We start from the raw sequence: 16,767 nt of genomic DNA on the forward strand, positions 1-16,767 counted from the left end.
CGTCCTTCTTCAGTCGCGCGTGAGCTTGCGGTAGGTGGCGCGGTGCGGGCGGGCCGCCTCCGGGCCGAGCCGCTCGACCTTGTTCTTCTCGTAGTCCTGGAAGTTGCCCTCGAACCAGAACCACTTCGAGTCGCCCTCGTAGGCGAGGATGTGCGTCGCGACGCGGTCGAGGAACCACCGGTCGTGGCTGACGACGACGGCACAGCCGGGGAACTCGAGCAGCGCGCCCTCGAGGCTGGTCAGGGTCTCGACGTCGAGGTCGTTGGTGGGCTCGTCGAGCAGCAGCAGGTTGCCGCCCTGCTTGAGGGTCAACGCGAGGTTGAGCCGGTTCCGCTCGCCACCGGACAGGACGCCGGCCGGCTTCTGCTGGTCCGGGCCCTTGAACCCGAACGCGGCGACGTAGGCGCGCGAGGGCATCTCGACGTTGCCGACCTTGATGTGGTCCAGCCCGTCGGAGACCACGTCCCACAGCGTCTTCTTCGGGTCGATGCCGCTGCGGTTCTGCTCGACGTAGGACAGCTTGACCGTCTCGCCGACCTTGATCTCGCCGTCGTCGGGCTTCTCCTCGCCGACGAGCATCTTGAACAGCGTGGTCTTGCCGGCCCCGTTCGGGCCGACGACGCCGACGATGCCGTTGCGCGGCAGTGTGAACGACAGCTCGTCGATCAGCACGCGGTCGCCGAAGCCCTTGGTGAGGTTCTTCGTCTCGACGACGACGTTGCCCAGCCGCGGGCCCGGCGGGATCTGGATCTCCTCGAAGTCGAGCTTCCGGGTCTTCTCGGCCTCGGCGGCCATCTCCTCGTAGCGGGCCAGCCGCGCCTTGCTCTTGGCCTGGCGGGCCTTGGCGCCGGAGCGCACCCACTCGAGCTCGTCCTTGAGCCGCTTGGCCCGCTTGACGTCCTTGGCGCCTTCGACCTTGAGGCGGGTCGCCTTGGTCTCGAGGTAGGTGGAGTAGTTGCCCTCGTACGGGTAGGCGCGACCTCGGTCGAGCTCGAGGATCCACTGGGCGACGTTGTCGAGGAAGTACCGGTCGTGGGTGACCGCGACGACGGTGCCGGCGTACTTCTCCAGGTGCTGCTCGAGCCAGGCGACGCTCTCGGCGTCGAGGTGGTTGGTGGGCTCGTCGAGCAGGAGCAGGTCGGGCGCCTCCAGCAGCAGCTTGCACAGCGCCACCCGGCGGCGCTCGCCCCCGGACAGGACGGTGACGTCGGCGTCACCCGGCGGGCAGCGCAGCGCGTCCATCGCCTGCTCGATGCGGGCGTCGAGCTCCCAGCCGTCGTGCTGCTCGATGGTCTCCATGAGCTCGCCCTGCTCGGCCATCAGCGCATCGAAGTCGGCGTCGGGCTCCCCCATCGCCGCGCTGACCTCCTCGAAGCGGGTCAGCGCGTCGCGCAGGGGCTTGACGGCCTCCTCGACGTTGCCGCGCACGTCGAGCTCCTCGTTGAGCGGCGGCTCCTGCTGGAGCATGCCGACCGAGTAACCGGGCGAGAGGACGGCCTCGCCGTTGGAGGCCTGCTCCATGCCGGCCATGATCTTGAGGACCGTCGACTTGCCGGCACCGTTCGGGCCGACGACGCCGATCTTGGCGCCGGGCAGGAACGCCAGGGTGACGTCGTCCAGGATCACCTTGTCGCCGTGCGCCTTGCGGGCACGGACCATGGAGTAGATGTACTGAGCCACTGGGCTTCGAAGCCTTCCGTCGTCTCGCGAACGGGGGCCGGGCCGGCCGACTGCCGGCCCGGCCCCCTGCGTCTGCCTCCGATCCTCCCAGCCCGGGGCAACTAGGCGTGCGCCGGCTCTCGCTGGAGGTCGGTGTCCGTCTGGTCGAACGCCTCCTCCTCGCTGATGTAGTCCCGGCCGGCCTGGAGGTCCTCGACCGACGGGAAGTCCTCCTCCGCGCCGTCCCGCGGCACCGCGGACTCGGCGGCCTCGGCCGCCGCCGGGTCGGCGGTGCGCGCGAACCGGTCACGGGTGAACATCGACCGGCCCTTCTTCAGGTTGGGGCCGACCGCGGCCGCCTTGATCCGCGGCTTGCTGCGGGTGCCGTTCTCCGACTCCCACTCGTGGGTGGTGAGCGTGCCGTGCACGATCACCGGGTCGCCCTTGCTGACGCTGGCGGCCACGTTCCCGGCGAGCTCGCTCCAGCACTCGACGTCGACCCAGAAGGTGCCGGAGTCGACGAACTGCTCGGTGCGGCTGTCGTAGCGGCGCGCGGTGGAGGCCATGCGGAAGTTGGTGACCGTTCCGGTGGCCAGGCTGGCGCGGCGGGGTGAGTCGACGACGTTGCCGACGACGGTGACGATGGTGTCGTTCACGGTGCTCCTCTGGGTGGGGGTGGCGCCGTGGTGGCGCCGCTGTGCCCTCACCGTGCTGCGATCACGCACCGACCGGGAGTCGTTCCGGAGAAACTGTGGACGGCGACGACGCCTGTGGACACGCCGATCGCTCGCCCCCGCGCGGGTGACACGACCGGGCACGCTCTGCCCGCCGAGCCCGCCACCGATGCGATCATCGACAACCGAGCGCCCGTAGCTCAGCGGATAGAGCAGGTGCCTTCTAAGCACTTGGTCGCAGGTTCGATCCCTGCCGGGCGCGCTCCGGTCTCAGTCATCAGCGGCGATGTCGAGCAGCCGCGCGACCGCCCGCCTCAGTTGGGGCAGGTCGTGGGAGACGGTGCTCGCGACGATCGCGTGGGTCGTGTCGAAGTAGCGGTGGGCCAATTGGTCGCGCATCCGGGCGATCTCCGTCCAGGGCAGGCCCGGCTCGCTGTCCAGCAGCTCCCGCGGCAGCGACTTGACCGCCTCCCCGATCTCGATCAGCCGGACCCGCACCGCGTCGAAGACCAGGCCGTCACTGAGTTCCCCTCGGTCGACGTGGGCGTCGATCGCGTCGAGGGCGGCTTGCACGTCCAGCAAGCGCTGCCGCTCGTGACGGCTCACAACCGCACCAGGTCGGCCTCGACCTCTGTGCGAACCTCGGGCTTGAGCCCGCTGGCCGGGATCACGTCGACCCGAGCGTTCAAGAGGCTCTCCAGGTCTCGGCGCAGCCGCCCCAGGTCGAACAGGCCCATGTCCTCGGGCAGGTCCATCAGCAGATCGACGTCACTGTCGGCGGTTTCGACACCGCGGGCGACGCTGCCGAAGACCCGCACGTCAGCGGCGCCGTACGAGGAAGCGATCTCCTCGATCCTCTGCCGGTGACGACGCACCCGCCGCCCCAGCGGACCCGCGAGGGAGGCGGGCCGCCCCGGATCGGCCGCGACCAGCGTTCCCTCGAGACGATGTCCGCTGGCGGCGATGAGGTCGAGCATCACGGGTAGAGAAGGCTGCCGGCGTCCCGACTCGTAGGCGCTGATCACGCTCTGGGTGATGCCGGCCCGCTCGGCGAGCTGGGCCTGCGTCATCCCGGCGCGCTGCCGCGCTTCCCGCACCAGACTGCCTGCGGACTCGATGACCGCCATCCCTGCACTATAGCGAATCGTCACTATCGATCCAGGGTGCCGGCAGCGGCTTCACCCGTCGGGGCGGGGGTTCGTGCCGGGGCGCGCCGACGGTTCGCCACCTCGCATGATCAACAGTGACGCGGGGTAGTGCCACGGCATGAGACTCGTGTCGCTGCTGGTCCTGATCTGGCTCGTCATCGGCGCGATCGCCGCCGGCCAGCGCGGCTACTACAGCGGCGACGACGCCAACTGCGCGACCATCGGCACCATCGCCGTGACGATCGTGGCCGGGCCGCTCAACTACCTGGGCGTCAACCCGAAGGTCGAGGACTGCGAACTGCCGCAGCCCAGCCAGTGACGGCGTCGGCGAGAACGCCGCACGACTCCGAGAACCGCCTATCCGGAACTTTCTCGCCCGCATCGAGGTGATTGACAACACCCGTCACGGGTAGATCTCGCTCGCCGGTAGCGGGGGGATCTCAAGGCCACCAGGCGACTCGTCGGGGGAGTGACACGTGCGGCGTTCGACGTCCAACGCGTTCGATCAGGATCAGCCATCGCAGGGAGCCCTCGAGGGGCCGCCGAGGACAGGGCGGCACGCGGCGCGCGCCACCCGGCCACCGCGGTCCCGGCCCTTCGGCCGGCGTCGCTGGCTGGTGGTCGCGGCAGCTGCGGCCGCGTTCACGGGGATGGTGTCCCCACCCCCGCACTCCGGCGCGCTCGACACCGACGTCGAGGACGCGTCGTCCGAGCAGAACCTCGTCCCCGGCCTGCCCCAGCTCTCCGCGGGCGCCCCCGAGGGCGCGATCGTGCTGGCCAGCGCCCCGGTGGAGGATCCCGACCCCTCGCCGGCCACGCCCACGGTGATCTCCGGGCTGGCCGCCAACGGCATCCCCAACGTCGCGCTCAACGCCTACCGCCTGTCCGCGGCGCGCATGGCCTCGGCGAAGCCGTCGTGCGGCATCGACTGGTCGCTGCTGGCCGGCATCGGCCGCGTCGAGTCCAACCACGGCCGCTACGGCGGCGCCGTCCTGCACTCCGACGGCACGGCGACCCCGCGCATCCTCGGGCCTGCCCTGGACGGCGTGCAGTTCGCGTACATCGCCGACAGCGACGGCGGAAAGTGGGACGACGACACCCGCTACGACCGGGCGATGGGTCCGATGCAGTTCATCCCCACGACCTGGCGGGCCTACGCGATCGACGCCGACGGCAACGGCGAGACCGACCCCTTCAACATCAACGACGCGGCACTCGCGGCCGCCAACTACCTGTGCACGGCGGGCGGCAACCTGCGGACGGTCGCCGGCCAGCGCGCCGCGGTGTTCGCCTACAACCACTCCGACAGCTACGTGAACCAGGTGCTGGCCCTGGCCAACGCCTACGCCTCCGGCATCCCGGTCGCCGACCTGCCGATCGTCGGACCCACCACCGGCGCTGTCCCGGCACCGGACTGGAGCGGCATCCCGGCCGCGCCCGGCCCGGCCATCGGCCTCGGCGACCGGACGACGTCGCCGCCCGACCAGACCGTCGGCGCCCAGCAGCAGCCGGCCGCCCAGCCCGGCGGCCAGCCGGCGGGCTCGGGCGCACCGGCCGGCGGGAACGCACCGACCGGTGGCACGCCGACCGGCGGCCAGCCGTCGAGCGGTGACGATGGCGGTTCCGGTCCGGCGCCGGCACCCGCGCCGGACCCGGCCCCCGCCCCGGCACCGGCGCAGCCGGCCCCCGCCCCCGCGCCGTCCAACCCCCTGCCCGTCCCGGCCCCGGTCCCGGCGCCCGCACCGGCCCCGGCTCCCGTTCCGGCACCCGCACCGGCTCCGGCCCCGCAGCCGCTGGTGGAGGGCGTGACCTGCAACGTGGTGGGCAACCTCGTCCCCGACCTGCCCGGCCTGCCCGCCTGCCCCTGAGGCGACGGCAGACGCGGGGGCGCCCCGCACGATGTCCCTGAGCCGGCCATTCCACACACGAGAATGGCCGGCTCGGGGCCATTGATCGGCCTGCGAGCGAGGGCAACGCAGCCGGGCGGCTCTCAGTCGTGGGCGGCCCGCGCCGACGGTGGCCGGAACACCGCGAACGGGTCGGTGACCTGGAGCGTCGGTGACGCGAAGCGGTACAGCGCCGCCGGCCGCCCACCTGCCCGGCCGGGCGGGGCCTGCTCCCCCGTCGCCTCGAGGACGCCCCGCCGCAGCAACACCCGCTGCAGGTTGGTCGCCGTCACGTCGTAGCCGAGCGCGGCCACGTAGATCTCGCGCAACTCGGCGACGGTGAAGGTCGGCGGGGCGAGCGCGAAGCCGACGTTGGTGTAGGACAACTTGGCCCGCAGCCGGGCCAGCGCCGAACCCACGATCGAGCCGTGGTCGAACGCCGTCACCGGCAGCGCCCCGACGGCGTGCCAGGCGGTGTCGTCGGGCAGCACCGGGTCCAGGTGCGCGGGGATGAGCCCGAGGTACGCCGTCGCGACGGTCCGCCCGCGGGGGTCCCGGGCCGGGTCGCTGCGGGTCTCGAGCTGCTCGAGGTGGGCGAGCTGCGCGACCTCGACCTTCGACGCCAGCTGGCGGGCGACCGAGGCGCCCAGCGTCTCGTCGGGCAGCAGTGGCCCGCCGGGCAGTGCCCACGCACCGGCGAAGGGCTCCGTGCCCCGCCGCCACAGCATCACGTCCAGCCGCCCGCCCCGGACCTGGAGGACGACGGCGAGCGCCTGGTGCGGATAGGCCGGTCGTTCGGGCGAGGACCACACGGAGGGCACGACGGGAATGCTAGGGTCACCTCCGTAGGTTTTCGACTGTGGATACAAAACCACGCTCCATGGAGGCCCCGGTGACCGCCACCCTTCCCGTCCCGGCCGCGACCGCTCCCAGCGAGCGGTGGACCGGCGAGCAGTGGGCCGACTGGCGCGCCGAGGTGCGCCGGCTCGCCGCCGAGCGCGACGCGGTCCTGCTCGCGCACAACTACCAGGCGGCGCAGATCCAGGACGTCGCCGACCACGTCGGCGACTCGCTGGCCCTCTCCCGCATCGCCGCCGCCAGCGACGCCTCGACGATCGTCTTCGCCGGCGTGCACTTCATGGCCGAGACGGCGAAGATCCTGGCCCCGGAGAAGACGGTGCTCGTGCCCGACGCGGCCGCGGGCTGCTCGCTGGCCGACACGATCACCGCCGACCAGCTGCGCGCCTGGAAGGCCGAGCACCCCGGTGCCGCGGTCGTCTCCTACGTGAACACCACCGCCGAGGTGAAGGCCGAGACCGACGTCTGCTGCACCAGCTCCAACGCCGTCGAGGTCGTCGAGTCGATCCCGGCCGACCGAGAGGTGCTCTTCCTCCCCGACCAGTTCCTCGGCGCCCACGTCCAGCGCGTCACCGGCCGGCAGAACATGCGCATCTGGATGGGCGAGTGCCACGTGCACGCCGGCATCTCCCCCACCGACCTGCGGGCCAGCGTCGAGGCCACCCCTGACGCCGAGCTGCTGATCCACCCCGAGTGCGGCTGCGCCACGAGCGCACTCTGGATGGTCTCCGACGGGCAGCTGCCCTCCGAGCGGGTGCACGTGCTGTCCACCGGCGGCATGCTCGACGAGGCCCGCCGGACGACGGCCAGGCAGGTACTGGTGGCCACCGAGATCGGCATGCTCCACCAGCTGCGACAGGCCAACCCGGTCACCGACTTCCAGCCGGTCAACCCCCGCGCCGCCTGCCCCTACATGAAGATGTCGACGCCGGAGAAGCTGCTGCGCGCCCTGCGCGAGGGCCGCGACGAGGTCACCGTCGACCCCGAGATCGCCGCCCGTGCGCGCTCCGCCGTCGAGGCGATGATCGCCCTCGGCACGCCGTCACCGGTCGGCGAGTGAGCACCGTCGTGGCGGCCGTGCCGCTCCCCGCGGCCGGCTGGGTGCGCCGCACCGACGTCGTCGTCGTGGGCAGCGGCGCCGCCGGGCTGATGACCGCCGTCGCGCTCGCCGACGCCGGACGCCGGGTCACCCTCGTCACCAAGGGCGCGCTCGGCGCCGGCAGCACGGCGTGGGCGCAGGGCGGGCTGGCCGCCGTCCTCGGTTCCGACGACGACGCCGACCTGCACGTCGCCGACACGCTGGTCGCCGGTGCCGGGCTGTGCGACGAGGACGCCGTCCGGACCCTCGTCGAGGAGGCGCCCGCCGCCGTCGCCCTGCTCCAGGAACTCGGCGCGCGTCTCGATCCCGGCCCCGACGGCCGCCCGGCGCTGACCCGCGAGGGCGGGCACAGCCGCGACCGCATCGTGCACGCCGGCGGCGACGCCAGCGGCGCGGAGGTCACCCGCACGCTCAGCGGCGCGCTGCGCACCCGCGGCGTCGAGGTGCTCGAGCACACCGCCGCGCTGGAGGCGCTGCGCACGGCCGACGGCGCGGTGGCCGGCCTGCGGGTCGCCCGGGTGGACGGCGGCGGTGCGCTGGTCGACGCCGGTGACCTGCTCGCGCGCGCCGTCGTCCTGGCCACCGGCGGGTACGGCCACGTCTACGCCGCCACCTCCGCGCCCGCCGGTGCGACCGGCGACGGGCTCGCCCTGGCGCTGCGGGCCGGCGTCGAGGTCGCCGACGTGGAGATGGTGCAGTTCCACCCGACCGTGCTCTGGACGGGTCCGGGTGCGACCGGCCAGCAGGTGCTGGTCTCCGAGGCGGTGCGCGGCGAGGGCGCCGTGCTCGTCGACGGGTCCGGACGACGGATCATGCCCGGCGCGCACCCGCTGGCCGACCTCGCGCCGCGGGACGTCGTCTCGGCCACCATCGCCGCCCACCTGCGCGCGACCGGGGCCGAGCACGTCTGGCTGGACGCGACCACCCTCGGCGCCGACTTCGTCGCCCGGCGGTTCCCCGGCATCGTCCGCGCCTGCCGCGCCGCGGGCTTCGACCTGACGCGCGAGCCGGTCCCGGTCGCCCCGGCGGCGCACTACACGTGCGGCGGCGTGCTGGCCGACCTCGACGGGCGCACGTCGGTCGAGGGTCTGTTCGCCGTCGGCGAGGTGGCGTGCACCGGGGTGCACGGAGCCAACCGGCTGGCGTCGAACTCGATCACCGAGGGGCTCGTGGCCGCGCGCCGCTGCGCCGCGCTCCTGGCGGCCGACCTGCCCGGCGGCGGGGAGCCGGTCGAGGCCGGCCCCGTGGCCGCGATCGAACCCACCAGGCGCGCCGCGATCGCCGCCGCGACCAGCCGGAACGCCGGCGTCGTCCGGGACGCCGACGGGCTGACGCGGCTGGCCGCCGGGCTCGCCGTCGTCCCCTGGTGCCCGGCCGACCGGCCGCTGGACCTCGCCGCCCTCGAGACGACCGCGCTGCACACCGTGGCCACCCTGCTGGCCACCGCGGCGCTGGCCCGCACCGAGAGCCGCGGAGCCCACCGCCGCTCGGACGCCCCCGGCACCCGGCCCGAGTGGGAGGTCCGGCTCGTGCACCGGATCGACCGCACCGGGCACGTGCACACGCGCCGGCAGCCGGTGCGGTCGCTCGTCGCCGCCGGGAGTGTGGCGTGACCGGCCCCGCGTTCGGTGCCGTGCACCGCGAGCATGCCGCCGCGCTGTCGGCGGCCGGGCTGGACCCCGCCGAGGTCGAGGGGGTGGTCCGCCGGGCGCTGGAGGAGGACCTCGCCCTCGGCCCGGACGTCACCACCGAGTCCACCGTCTCCCCCCGGGCGCAGGCGACCGGTGACATCGTGCCGCGCTCGCCGGGCATGCTCGCCGGGATCCCGGTCGCCGCGGCGGTCTTCGACCTCGTGGGCCGGGGCGAGGTCGACGTCGAACTGCTCGCCGTCGACGGCACCGCCGCGCGCCCCGGCGAACCCGTGCTCACCGTCGCGGGCCCCGCCCGCGCCCTGCTCACCGCCGAGCGGACCGCGCTGAACCTGATCGGCCACCTCTCCGGCATCGCGACGCTGACCCGGCACTGGGTGGACGCCGGCGTCGGCAGCAAGGCCGCGATCCGCGACACCCGCAAGACGCTTCCCGGCCTCCGCGCCCTGGAGAAGTACGCGGTGCGGTGCGGGGGCGGCGTCAACCACCGGATGGCGCTCGGTGACGCGGCCCTGATCAAGGACAACCACGTCGCCGCCGCGGGCGGGATCCGCCAGGCCGTCGACGCGGTGCGGGCGCACGCGCCCACGATCCCGCTGGAGGTCGAGTGCGACACGCTCGACCAGGTCCGCGAGGCGCTGGCCGCCGGGGTCCAGTTGATCCTGCTGGACAACTTCGGGCTCGACGACACCGTCGCCGCGGTTGACCTGGCGCGCGGCACCGGCTGCCGGCTCGAGGCCAGCGGCGGGCTGACGCTGGACCGCGCCGGCGAGGTCGCCGCCACCGGCGTGGACTACCTGGCCGTCGGCGCCCTGACCCACAGCGCCCCGGTGCTCGACCTGGGCTTCGATCTCCGCGGCTGATCCGACGCGCTCCGGGGGTCCCGCTCGTGCTCCCGGGGTGCCGCAGGAGCCCCGGAGCGCGAGGAACACCCCCGGAGCCGCGGGGCCGGGGGCCGCGGGGCGGGGGTGTCCCCTGAGGCAACTGGTCCCTCTGATCACTGGGTGTGACGAGACGACCACGACTCTCCGTGCGCGGGTTCCCCGGATTCGCGGCTCCGATGCCTGACCCTGTTCAGGTGAGCCTTCCCGCCTCCGAGACGCCGCGTTGCGACGCGGGCACGCCCGGGGCCGCCGGGCAGCGCATGAGGGCCATCGACACGCTGCTCGCCGATCGCGGCCAGCTCTTCCAGGCTCTGTTCCTCTCCGCCCCGATCGCCAAGGCGCTGGTCGACCTGGACGGCCACGTGCTGGTCGCCAATCCCATGATGTGCGCCCTCACCGGGCGGACGGCCGAGAACATCGCCGGGCGGCACGTCGACCTGCTCGCGCACCCCGACGACCCGCCGGTCGGCGACCTCGGCCTGGCCCCGCGGGCCGGTGAGCCGGTGCTCGACCCGAACCTGCTCCTCGACGGGGAGCGGCGGCTGCGGCGGTCCGACGGCACCGAGCTCTGGGTGGTGCAGTCGCACGAGGTGGTGCGGCACAACAACGGCGACCCGCAGTTCGTCGTCCTCTCGCTGGTCGACGTCACCGACCGGCGCCGGGCCGAGGACGACCTGGTCCGGCGAGCCTTCGTCGACCCGCTGACCGGCCTGCCCAACCGACGCGCGCTGACCGACCGGCTGCGGCACGCCGTCGCGCTGTCCCGGCGCCGCGGGTTGCAGGTCGGGCTGGTCCACCTCAACATCGACCGGTTCAAGGCCGTCAACGAGACCCTCGGCCACGAGGCCGGCGACCTGCTGCTCAGCCAGATCGCCGACCGGCTGCGCTGGAGCACGCGAGTCGAGGACACCGCCGTCCGGCTCGGCGCCGACGAGTTCCTCGTCGTGGCCGAGGACGTGGAGGACCTCGACGGCCTGCGCGCCCTGGCCGACCGGCTGCTCAGCGTCCTGGACGAGCCGTTCGTGGTGCACGGCCGCGAGATCAACCTGTCGGCCAGCGTGGGGCTCACCCTGGGCGCCGACATGTCCCCCGACGACCTGCTGCGCCAGGCGCAGAGCGCCCTCACCAAGGCGAAGGCCGACGGCAGCCGCGCCCGCATCGAGGTGCACGAGGGCGTGCTCAGCCACGACGACGTCGACGCGCTGCAGCTGGAGACCGACCTCCGGCACGCCATCGACAACGAGGAGCTGCGGCTCTTCTACCAGCCGATCGTGCACCTCGGCGACGAGTCGCTGCTCGGCTACGAGGCGCTGATCCGCTGGCAGCACCCCACGCGCGGGCTGCTCCCCCCGGCGGCCTTCCTCGACGCCGCGGAGAACAACCGGCTCACCTCCAAGCTCGGCGCGTGGGTGCTCCGGCGGGCCTGCAACGACGCCGCCACCTGGCCCGAGGACCTCCGGGTGCACGTCAACATCTCCGCGCGGCACCTCGCCGAGGAGGGGTTCAGCGACCTGGTGGCCGACGCGCTGGCGGAGTCCGGCCTGGAGCCGGGCCGCCTCGAGCTGGAGATCACCGAGTCGACGGCGCTGTTCGCCGCCGAGGCCACCCTGCACTCGGTCGCCGTCGTCACCGACGCCGGCGTCACGCTGGCCCTCGACGACTTCGGCACCGGGTACTCGGCCATCACCGCCCTGCACCGGCTGCCGATCCACACCGTCAAGATCGACCGCTCGTTCGTCGCCGACGTGGTCACCGAGCCGGCCACGGCCGCGCTCGTCCAGGGCCTGCTGCAGCTCGGCCGCGGCATGGGCCTGCAGGTGATCGCGGAGGGCATCGAGGACCTCGACCAGGCCGACTGGCTGCTGCGGCACGGCTGCGCGATGGCCCAGGGTTACGCGTTCGGCCGGCCGGCACCGCTGCCCAGCCCGGCCGCCGTGTTCATCGGCGAGATGACCGACGCCCCCGCCGAGGAGACCGCCGGCGAGCTGCTGCCCCCCGAGCTCGAGACCCCGGTCGTCCCGCAGCCGCGGGACGAGCCGGCGCCGCGGCTGACCCGGGAGACCGACGACACCGGCCGGTTCGTCACCACGGGCACGCTGTTCGACGAGCTCGCCGACCCCGACGAAGACTGAGGACCCCCTTCAGGGTCCCGCCCGCGCGGCTGACCAGCGGAGACGCGACGATGCCCGCATGCGCATCGACGTCGCCGCCTCCCTGACCCTCTCCTCCCCCGCCCCGGCGACCGCGCTGCTGCAGATCGCCGTCGGCGATCCGGTCGAGGAACGGCTCACCGTCCTCTCCGGCGGCGAGCCCGCCGAGGTGGCGGAGTTCGACGTCGACGGCGCCCGGGTACACCGGTTCGTGGTCGCCGAGGGCGACACGACGGTCGCCTACACCGCCGCCATCGAGACCGGCGGCGCGCCCCGGCGGGTCACCCCGGCCGAGTGGGCGACGGCGTTGCGCCCGAGCCGCTACTGCCCCTCGGACCAGCTCGAGGGATTCGCGAACGCGGAGTTCGACCGCACCGCCCCGCGCGCCGCGCTCGTGCCGGCCGTCGCCGACTGGGTGCACCGGCGCCTGGTCTACACCTCGGGCGCCAGCCGGCCGGTGGACACCGCCGTCGACACCCTGCTGCTCGGCCAGGGCGTCTGCCGCGACTACGCGCACCTGACGATCACGCTGCTGCGCGCGCTGGAGATCCCGGCCCGCCTGGTCGCCGTCTACGCCCCCGGCCTGTCGCCGATGGACTTCCACGCCGTCGTCGAGGCCGACATCGACGGCACGTGGTGCGTGGTCGACGCGACCCGGCTCGCGCCGACGAGCTCGCTGGTGCGGATCTGCTCGGGCCGCGACGCCGCCGACACGGCGTTCCTCACCACCCTCGGCGGCGTCGCCCGGTTCGAGTCGATGACCGTCACAGCGACCACGGCCGGAGCCCTGCCGGTGCCCGACGCGGCACCGTTCCCGCTGCCCTGACCGGCGGCGTCCGGAGTCCTTGCGCTCCGCACCCGTCCGGTTCAGCCTGGGGGTTCCAGGGTGCGGGCCGCGCTCGGGAGGGGGACGTCATGTCAGGGGAAGGCTCCACGACGGCGAACGGCGGCGGCGCGAAGGACCTCTCCGGGCAGTTCGCGCGCGTGGTCGGCGTCGTCCACTCGTTCCCCTACGCGGTGATCCTGACCGCCGGGATCTTCGCCGTGCTCGCCGCGTTCGTGCGCAGGGTGGGCAGCTGGGAGCTGGTCACCGAGGGGTCGCAGTTCCTGGTGCTCACGGTCGGCGCGGTGCTGATGGCCATCGGGCTGGGCGGCCCGCTGGTCGAGTCGCGCCGGATGAGCCGCTCGCTGGCCGGGTACCGGCTCGACGGCAAGCCGCTGCCGCCCGAGGCCAGCGACGTCGAGTTCCTCTTCCAGGTGTTCTACCTGTGCATGCCCCCGGCGTTCGTGAAGCGGTTCGGCCCTCCCCGGCCCGACGGCACCCGCGAGGCCGTCGACATCATCTACAGCCGGGAGCTCGACCGGTTCCAGCGCTCGGGACTGACCGCCGAGGTGGGCGACGACGCCCGGCACCGGGCGATCATGGCCGACCACGTCCGGGGCGACCAGGAGGCGCTCGCCCGCGGGTTCTCGCTGATCGTCGAGTTCCCCACGTCCTACGTCGACGGGCGTCTCTCGCCGATCCTGACCTACAAGACCCCGTTCACGTACAAGAACCAGACCTACGTCGCCGGCTGGTACCTGCCGATCGAGCTGCCCGCCGACCAGCGCGCCGCCGAGGTGCTCACGATGCGCGACGAGGTCGGCCAGCCGGTGCTGCGGCCCACCCTGGTGCGGGAGGGGCAGGGCATCCGGGTGCCCGTCGGCGCCGCGGTCCGCGCCGACGCGCTCGTGGAGGCGTCCCGCACGATGCCCTACGCCGGCCCGCTGCCGCTGCCCCGCCCGGGTCCCTGACCGCGGGTCCCTGGCCTCGAGCCCTGGACCTCGAGCCCGCCCGCCCTCACGGCTGGATCGGTTCCTCCTCGTGCTTCTGCCGGATCTCGTCGGGCAGCAGTTCGAGCAGCTCCCCCGGCAGGAACGGCAGGTCGAGCAGCGACAGCTTCACCCGGCTGCGCGCCGCCGCCCGCGAGCCCTCGATCCGGACCAGCTGGCCGGCGTCGGGCCGGTAGGAGACCTCGATCTCGTCGCCAGGGCCGACCCGGCCGCCCAGGATGCCGTCGAACTCCATCGCCGGCTGCCCGCCGGTGAGGGACAGCCGCAGGGACTCGGTCGGGGCCAGCATGATGGTGCGGTTGATGCCCGACATCGGCGCGGCCGGGGTGACCAGGATCCCCTCGACGCCGGGGCTGACCACCGGCCCGCCGGCGGCGTAGTTGTAGGCCGTGGATCCCATCGCCGTCGCCAGGATCACCGCGTCGCAGCGGAAGTGCCCGTAGGGCCGGCCCCCCACCGACAACGTCGCCCGCACCATGCCCTCCCCCGGCACCCGGGCCAGGACGGCGTCGTTGAAGGCCAGCCACTCCCAGTCGCCCTTGCGGACCACCAGGCAGCCGCGCATCTCGGTGGTCACCCGTTCCTCGGCCATCGCGGTCAGGGCCTCGTCGAGCTCGCGGCCCTCGACCTCGGCGAGGAAACCCAGGTGCCCGAGGTTCACCCCGAGCACCGGCACCGGCCGGGCGCTGACCAGGCGCATCGCGCCGAGGATCGTGCCGTCGCCGCCGAGGGCGATGATGCCGTCGCAGGTGCCGGCCAGCTCCTCGGCCGGCACCGCGACCACGCCGGTCAGGCCGAGCCGGGCGACGTCGGCCCGGTCGGCGACGAGCTCGACGGCGCGGCCACCGGTCCAGGCGGCGACCTGGGCGACCGCGGCCGAGGAGTCGCGATACGGGTGGAGGACCAGCCCCATGCGCACCACCGGGCGGTCAGCCCCGGTAGTTCTCGAGCAGGCGCAACCAGACCTCGCTGATGGTCGGGTAGGCGGGCACCGCGTGCCACAGGCGGGCGATCGGCACCTCACCGACGACGGCGATCGTCGCGGACTGCAGCATCTCGCCCACGTCCGGCCCGACGAAGGTGACGCCGAGCAGCACCTCGCGTTCGGTGTCCACGACCATGATCGCCGTCCCGGTGTAGCCGTCGGCGTGCAGCGACGACCCGGCGACGGCGATCGGGATGTCGACGACCCGGTGCGGCAGGCCCTTCTCGGCGGCCTCCATGGTCGTGAGCCCGACGGAGGCGACCTGCGGGTCGGTGAACACGACCGACGGCGTCGCGGCCCGGTCGGCGGTGGCCACGAACGGTGACCAGTCGGCGAGGGAGACCTGCTCGCCGGTGGCCCGGGCGACGATCGCGGCGCCCGCCTGCCGCGCCTGGTACTTGCCCATGTGCGTGAGCAGCCGGCGGCCGTTGACGTCGCCGACCCCGTAGAGCCACGGCACCCCGCGGACCTGCAGGGAGTCGTCGACATCGAGGTACTTGCCGGGTTCGAGCCCGACGGTGTCCACGCCGATCGCGGCGGTGCCCGGCCGGCGGCCGACCGCGACGAGCACCTCGTCGCCGCGCACCTCGCCGTCCCCGGTCACGAGGACGACGTCGTCGCCCTCGCGGCGGGCGGCGGTCACGCCGACGCCGAGCCGGACGTCGACGCCGGCCTCCCTCAGCGCCGCCGCGACGGCCTCGCCGGCCTTCGGCTCGAGGGCCGGCAGCAGCCGCTCGCCGAGTTCGATCAGGGTCACCTGCGACCCGAGGGCGCTCCACGCGGTCGCCATCTCGCAGCCCACGACGCCGCCACCGACCACGAGCAGGCGGCCGGGCACCTGCTTGGCGCTGGTGGCCTCGCGCGGCGTCCACGGGGAGATCTCGCGCAGCCCGTCGATCGGCGGGACGGCGGCGGTCGAGCCCGTGCAGACCGCCACCGCGTGCCGCGCGGTCAGCCGGGTCTCGCTGCCGTCGGCCGCCGTCACGACGACGGTGCGCTCGCCGTCGAGGCGGCCGGTGCCACGCAGGAGCCCGATGCCGGAGTCTTCGACCCATTTGACCTGCCAGACGTCGTCCCAGTTGGACGTGAACGAGTTGCGCCTCTCCAGGGTCGCGGCGACGTCCTGCTCCCCGGTCACCGCCTGCTTGGCGCCGTCGACGGCGCGGGCGGCGGCCAGCGCCTCGGTGCCGCGCAGCAGCGCCTTGCTGGGCATGCAGGCCCAGTAGGAGCACTCACCGCCGACGAGCTCGGACTCCACGAGGACGGCGGACAGACCACCCTTGACGACGATGTCGGCGACGTTCTCCCCCGTGGATCCCGCCCCGAGGACGACGACGTCGTAGGTGTTGTCCGCTTCGCTGGTCACGCGCCCCATCCTGGCGGTGTGGTCGACTCAGTGCCATGCCCGTGGACGCCGATCAGTTCGCCACCGCCTTCCGGCAGTACGCCGCCGGTGTGTGCCTGCTGACCGTCCAGGACGACATCGACGACGTCGGCGTCACCGTCAGCTCGGTCATGAGCGTGTCGGCGGAGCCGCCGCTGCTCGCGGTCGGGCTCACCGCCGGCCACTACCCGGCGGAGGTGCTCGGCGACGTGGGGCGCTGCGGGCTGACCGTGCTGGGCGTGCAGCACGCGATCGTCGCCAGCCGGTTCGCCTCGGCGGGGCGGCCCAGCGCGCGGCACCTGCTGGAGTCGGTGCCCTGGTCGCGGGCGCGCAGCGGCGCGATCGTGCTGGACGAGGGGGTGGCCGCCCTGGACTGCCGGCTCCAGCAGCTGCTGCCCGTCGGCGACCACGTGCTCGCGCTGCTGGAGGTCGAGGACGTGCCGGTGCTCAACCCGTCGACCCGGCCGCTGATCCGGCTGCGCGGCCGCTTCGTCGACGAGGAGGGGCACCCCGCCGGCCGCCCGTGACCCACGGGATCGGGTGGACATCCCTTGTCAC

At 73.8% G+C, this 16,767-nt stretch carries 16 protein-coding genes and 1 tRNA gene; 10 read left to right on the forward strand and 7 right to left on the reverse strand.

The window, feature by feature from the left end:
- Window positions 1-9: 9 nt before the first annotated feature.
- Window positions 10-1,680, reverse strand: coding sequence for an energy-dependent translational throttle protein EttA (gene ettA, locus ABD644_RS08905; protein WP_344688433.1), 1,671 nt, complete (start codon window positions 1,678-1,680; stop codon window positions 10-12).
- 101 nt (window positions 1,681-1,781) lie between these two features.
- Entirely contained in the window at window positions 1,782-2,315 is a 534-nt protein-coding gene (locus ABD644_RS08910) for a single-stranded DNA-binding protein (protein ID WP_344688435.1), read from the reverse strand.
- A 207-nt stretch (window positions 2,316-2,522) separates the two neighbouring features.
- On the opposite strand from ABD644_RS08910, the gene ABD644_RS08915 reads away from it, so the two are divergent.
- Window positions 2,523-2,595 (forward strand) — tRNA-Arg (locus ABD644_RS08915).
- An 8-nt stretch (window positions 2,596-2,603) separates the two neighbouring features.
- Here the strand turns inward: ABD644_RS08915 and ABD644_RS08920 are convergent.
- On the reverse strand, window positions 2,604-2,939 hold the full coding sequence (locus tag ABD644_RS08920; RefSeq protein ID WP_344688436.1) for a HepT-like ribonuclease domain-containing protein: 336 nt from the start codon (window positions 2,937-2,939) through the stop codon (window positions 2,604-2,606).
- Window positions 2,936-3,460, reverse strand: a complete 525-nt coding sequence (locus ABD644_RS08925) for a helix-turn-helix domain-containing protein (RefSeq protein ID WP_344688437.1) — start codon at window positions 3,458-3,460, stop codon at window positions 2,936-2,938. Before ABD644_RS08925 ends, ABD644_RS08920 begins: the two co-directional genes overlap by 4 nt.
- Before the next feature lie 139 nt (window positions 3,461-3,599).
- On the opposite strand from ABD644_RS08925, the gene ABD644_RS08930 reads away from it, so the two are divergent.
- Together ABD644_RS08930 and ABD644_RS08935 are read left to right on the forward strand one after the other, a co-directional pair.
- Complete coding sequence (locus ABD644_RS08930; RefSeq protein WP_344688438.1) at window positions 3,600-3,800, forward strand: hypothetical protein; 201 nt, start codon at window positions 3,600-3,602, stop codon at window positions 3,798-3,800.
- Window positions 3,801-4,098: 298 nt separating this feature from the next.
- A complete protein-coding gene (locus ABD644_RS08935; protein ID WP_344688439.1) occupies window positions 4,099-5,349 on the forward strand; it encodes a lytic transglycosylase domain-containing protein in 1,251 nt (416 codons plus the stop codon).
- A 122-nt stretch (window positions 5,350-5,471) separates the two neighbouring features.
- On the opposite strand, the gene ABD644_RS08940 is transcribed toward ABD644_RS08935, so the two are convergent.
- Window positions 5,472-6,188: an NUDIX hydrolase gene (locus ABD644_RS08940; RefSeq protein WP_344688441.1), complete on the reverse strand. Its 717-nt coding sequence runs from the start codon at window positions 6,186-6,188 to the stop codon at window positions 5,472-5,474.
- Between the two features lie 71 nt (window positions 6,189-6,259).
- On the opposite strand from ABD644_RS08940, the gene nadA reads away from it, so the two are divergent.
- The 6 genes from nadA to ABD644_RS08970 all read left to right on the forward strand — a co-directional run bounded on the left by nadA (window position 6,260) and on the right by ABD644_RS08970 (window position 13,801).
- Window positions 6,260-7,285, forward strand: coding sequence for a quinolinate synthase NadA (gene nadA, locus ABD644_RS08945; RefSeq protein WP_344688442.1), 1,026 nt, complete (start codon window positions 6,260-6,262; stop codon window positions 7,283-7,285).
- Entirely contained in the window at window positions 7,282-8,937 is a 1,656-nt protein-coding gene (locus tag ABD644_RS08950; RefSeq protein ID WP_344688444.1) for an L-aspartate oxidase, read from the forward strand. Before nadA ends, ABD644_RS08950 begins: the two co-directional genes overlap by 4 nt.
- A complete protein-coding gene (nadC, locus tag ABD644_RS08955; RefSeq protein ID WP_344688445.1) occupies window positions 8,934-9,836 on the forward strand; it encodes a carboxylating nicotinate-nucleotide diphosphorylase in 903 nt (300 codons plus the stop codon). The genes ABD644_RS08950 and nadC overlap by 4 nt, the downstream gene beginning before the upstream one ends.
- Window positions 9,837-10,051: 215 nt before the next feature.
- Window positions 10,052-11,989, forward strand: a complete 1,938-nt coding sequence (locus ABD644_RS08960) for a putative bifunctional diguanylate cyclase/phosphodiesterase (RefSeq protein ID WP_344688446.1) — start codon at window positions 10,052-10,054, stop codon at window positions 11,987-11,989.
- A 58-nt stretch (window positions 11,990-12,047) separates the two neighbouring features.
- Window positions 12,048-12,833, forward strand: coding sequence for a transglutaminase-like domain-containing protein (locus ABD644_RS08965; RefSeq protein WP_344688447.1), 786 nt, complete (start codon window positions 12,048-12,050; stop codon window positions 12,831-12,833).
- An 89-nt stretch (window positions 12,834-12,922) separates the two neighbouring features.
- Window positions 12,923-13,801, forward strand: coding sequence for a hypothetical protein (locus ABD644_RS08970; protein ID WP_344688449.1), 879 nt, complete (start codon window positions 12,923-12,925; stop codon window positions 13,799-13,801).
- Between the two features lie 46 nt (window positions 13,802-13,847).
- Here the strand turns inward: ABD644_RS08970 and ABD644_RS08975 are convergent, their stop codons facing one another.
- Entirely contained in the window at window positions 13,848-14,753 is a 906-nt protein-coding gene (locus ABD644_RS08975) for an NAD(+)/NADH kinase (protein WP_344688451.1), read from the reverse strand.
- Between the two features lie 16 nt (window positions 14,754-14,769).
- A complete protein-coding gene (locus ABD644_RS08980; protein ID WP_344688452.1) occupies window positions 14,770-16,191 on the reverse strand; it encodes a dihydrolipoyl dehydrogenase family protein in 1,422 nt (473 codons plus the stop codon).
- A 35-nt stretch (window positions 16,192-16,226) separates the two neighbouring features.
- On the opposite strand from ABD644_RS08980, the gene ABD644_RS08985 reads away from it, so the two are divergent.
- Window positions 16,227-16,736 (forward strand): flavin reductase family protein, encoded by a 510-nt coding sequence (locus ABD644_RS08985; protein WP_344688453.1) that lies wholly within the window; start codon window positions 16,227-16,229, stop codon window positions 16,734-16,736.
- Window positions 16,737-16,767: the final 31 nt, after the last annotated feature.

The sequence above is a fragment of the Blastococcus jejuensis genome, from assembly GCF_039534705.1.
Lineage (GTDB): Bacteria > Actinomycetota > Actinomycetes > Mycobacteriales > Geodermatophilaceae > Blastococcus_B > Blastococcus_B jejuensis.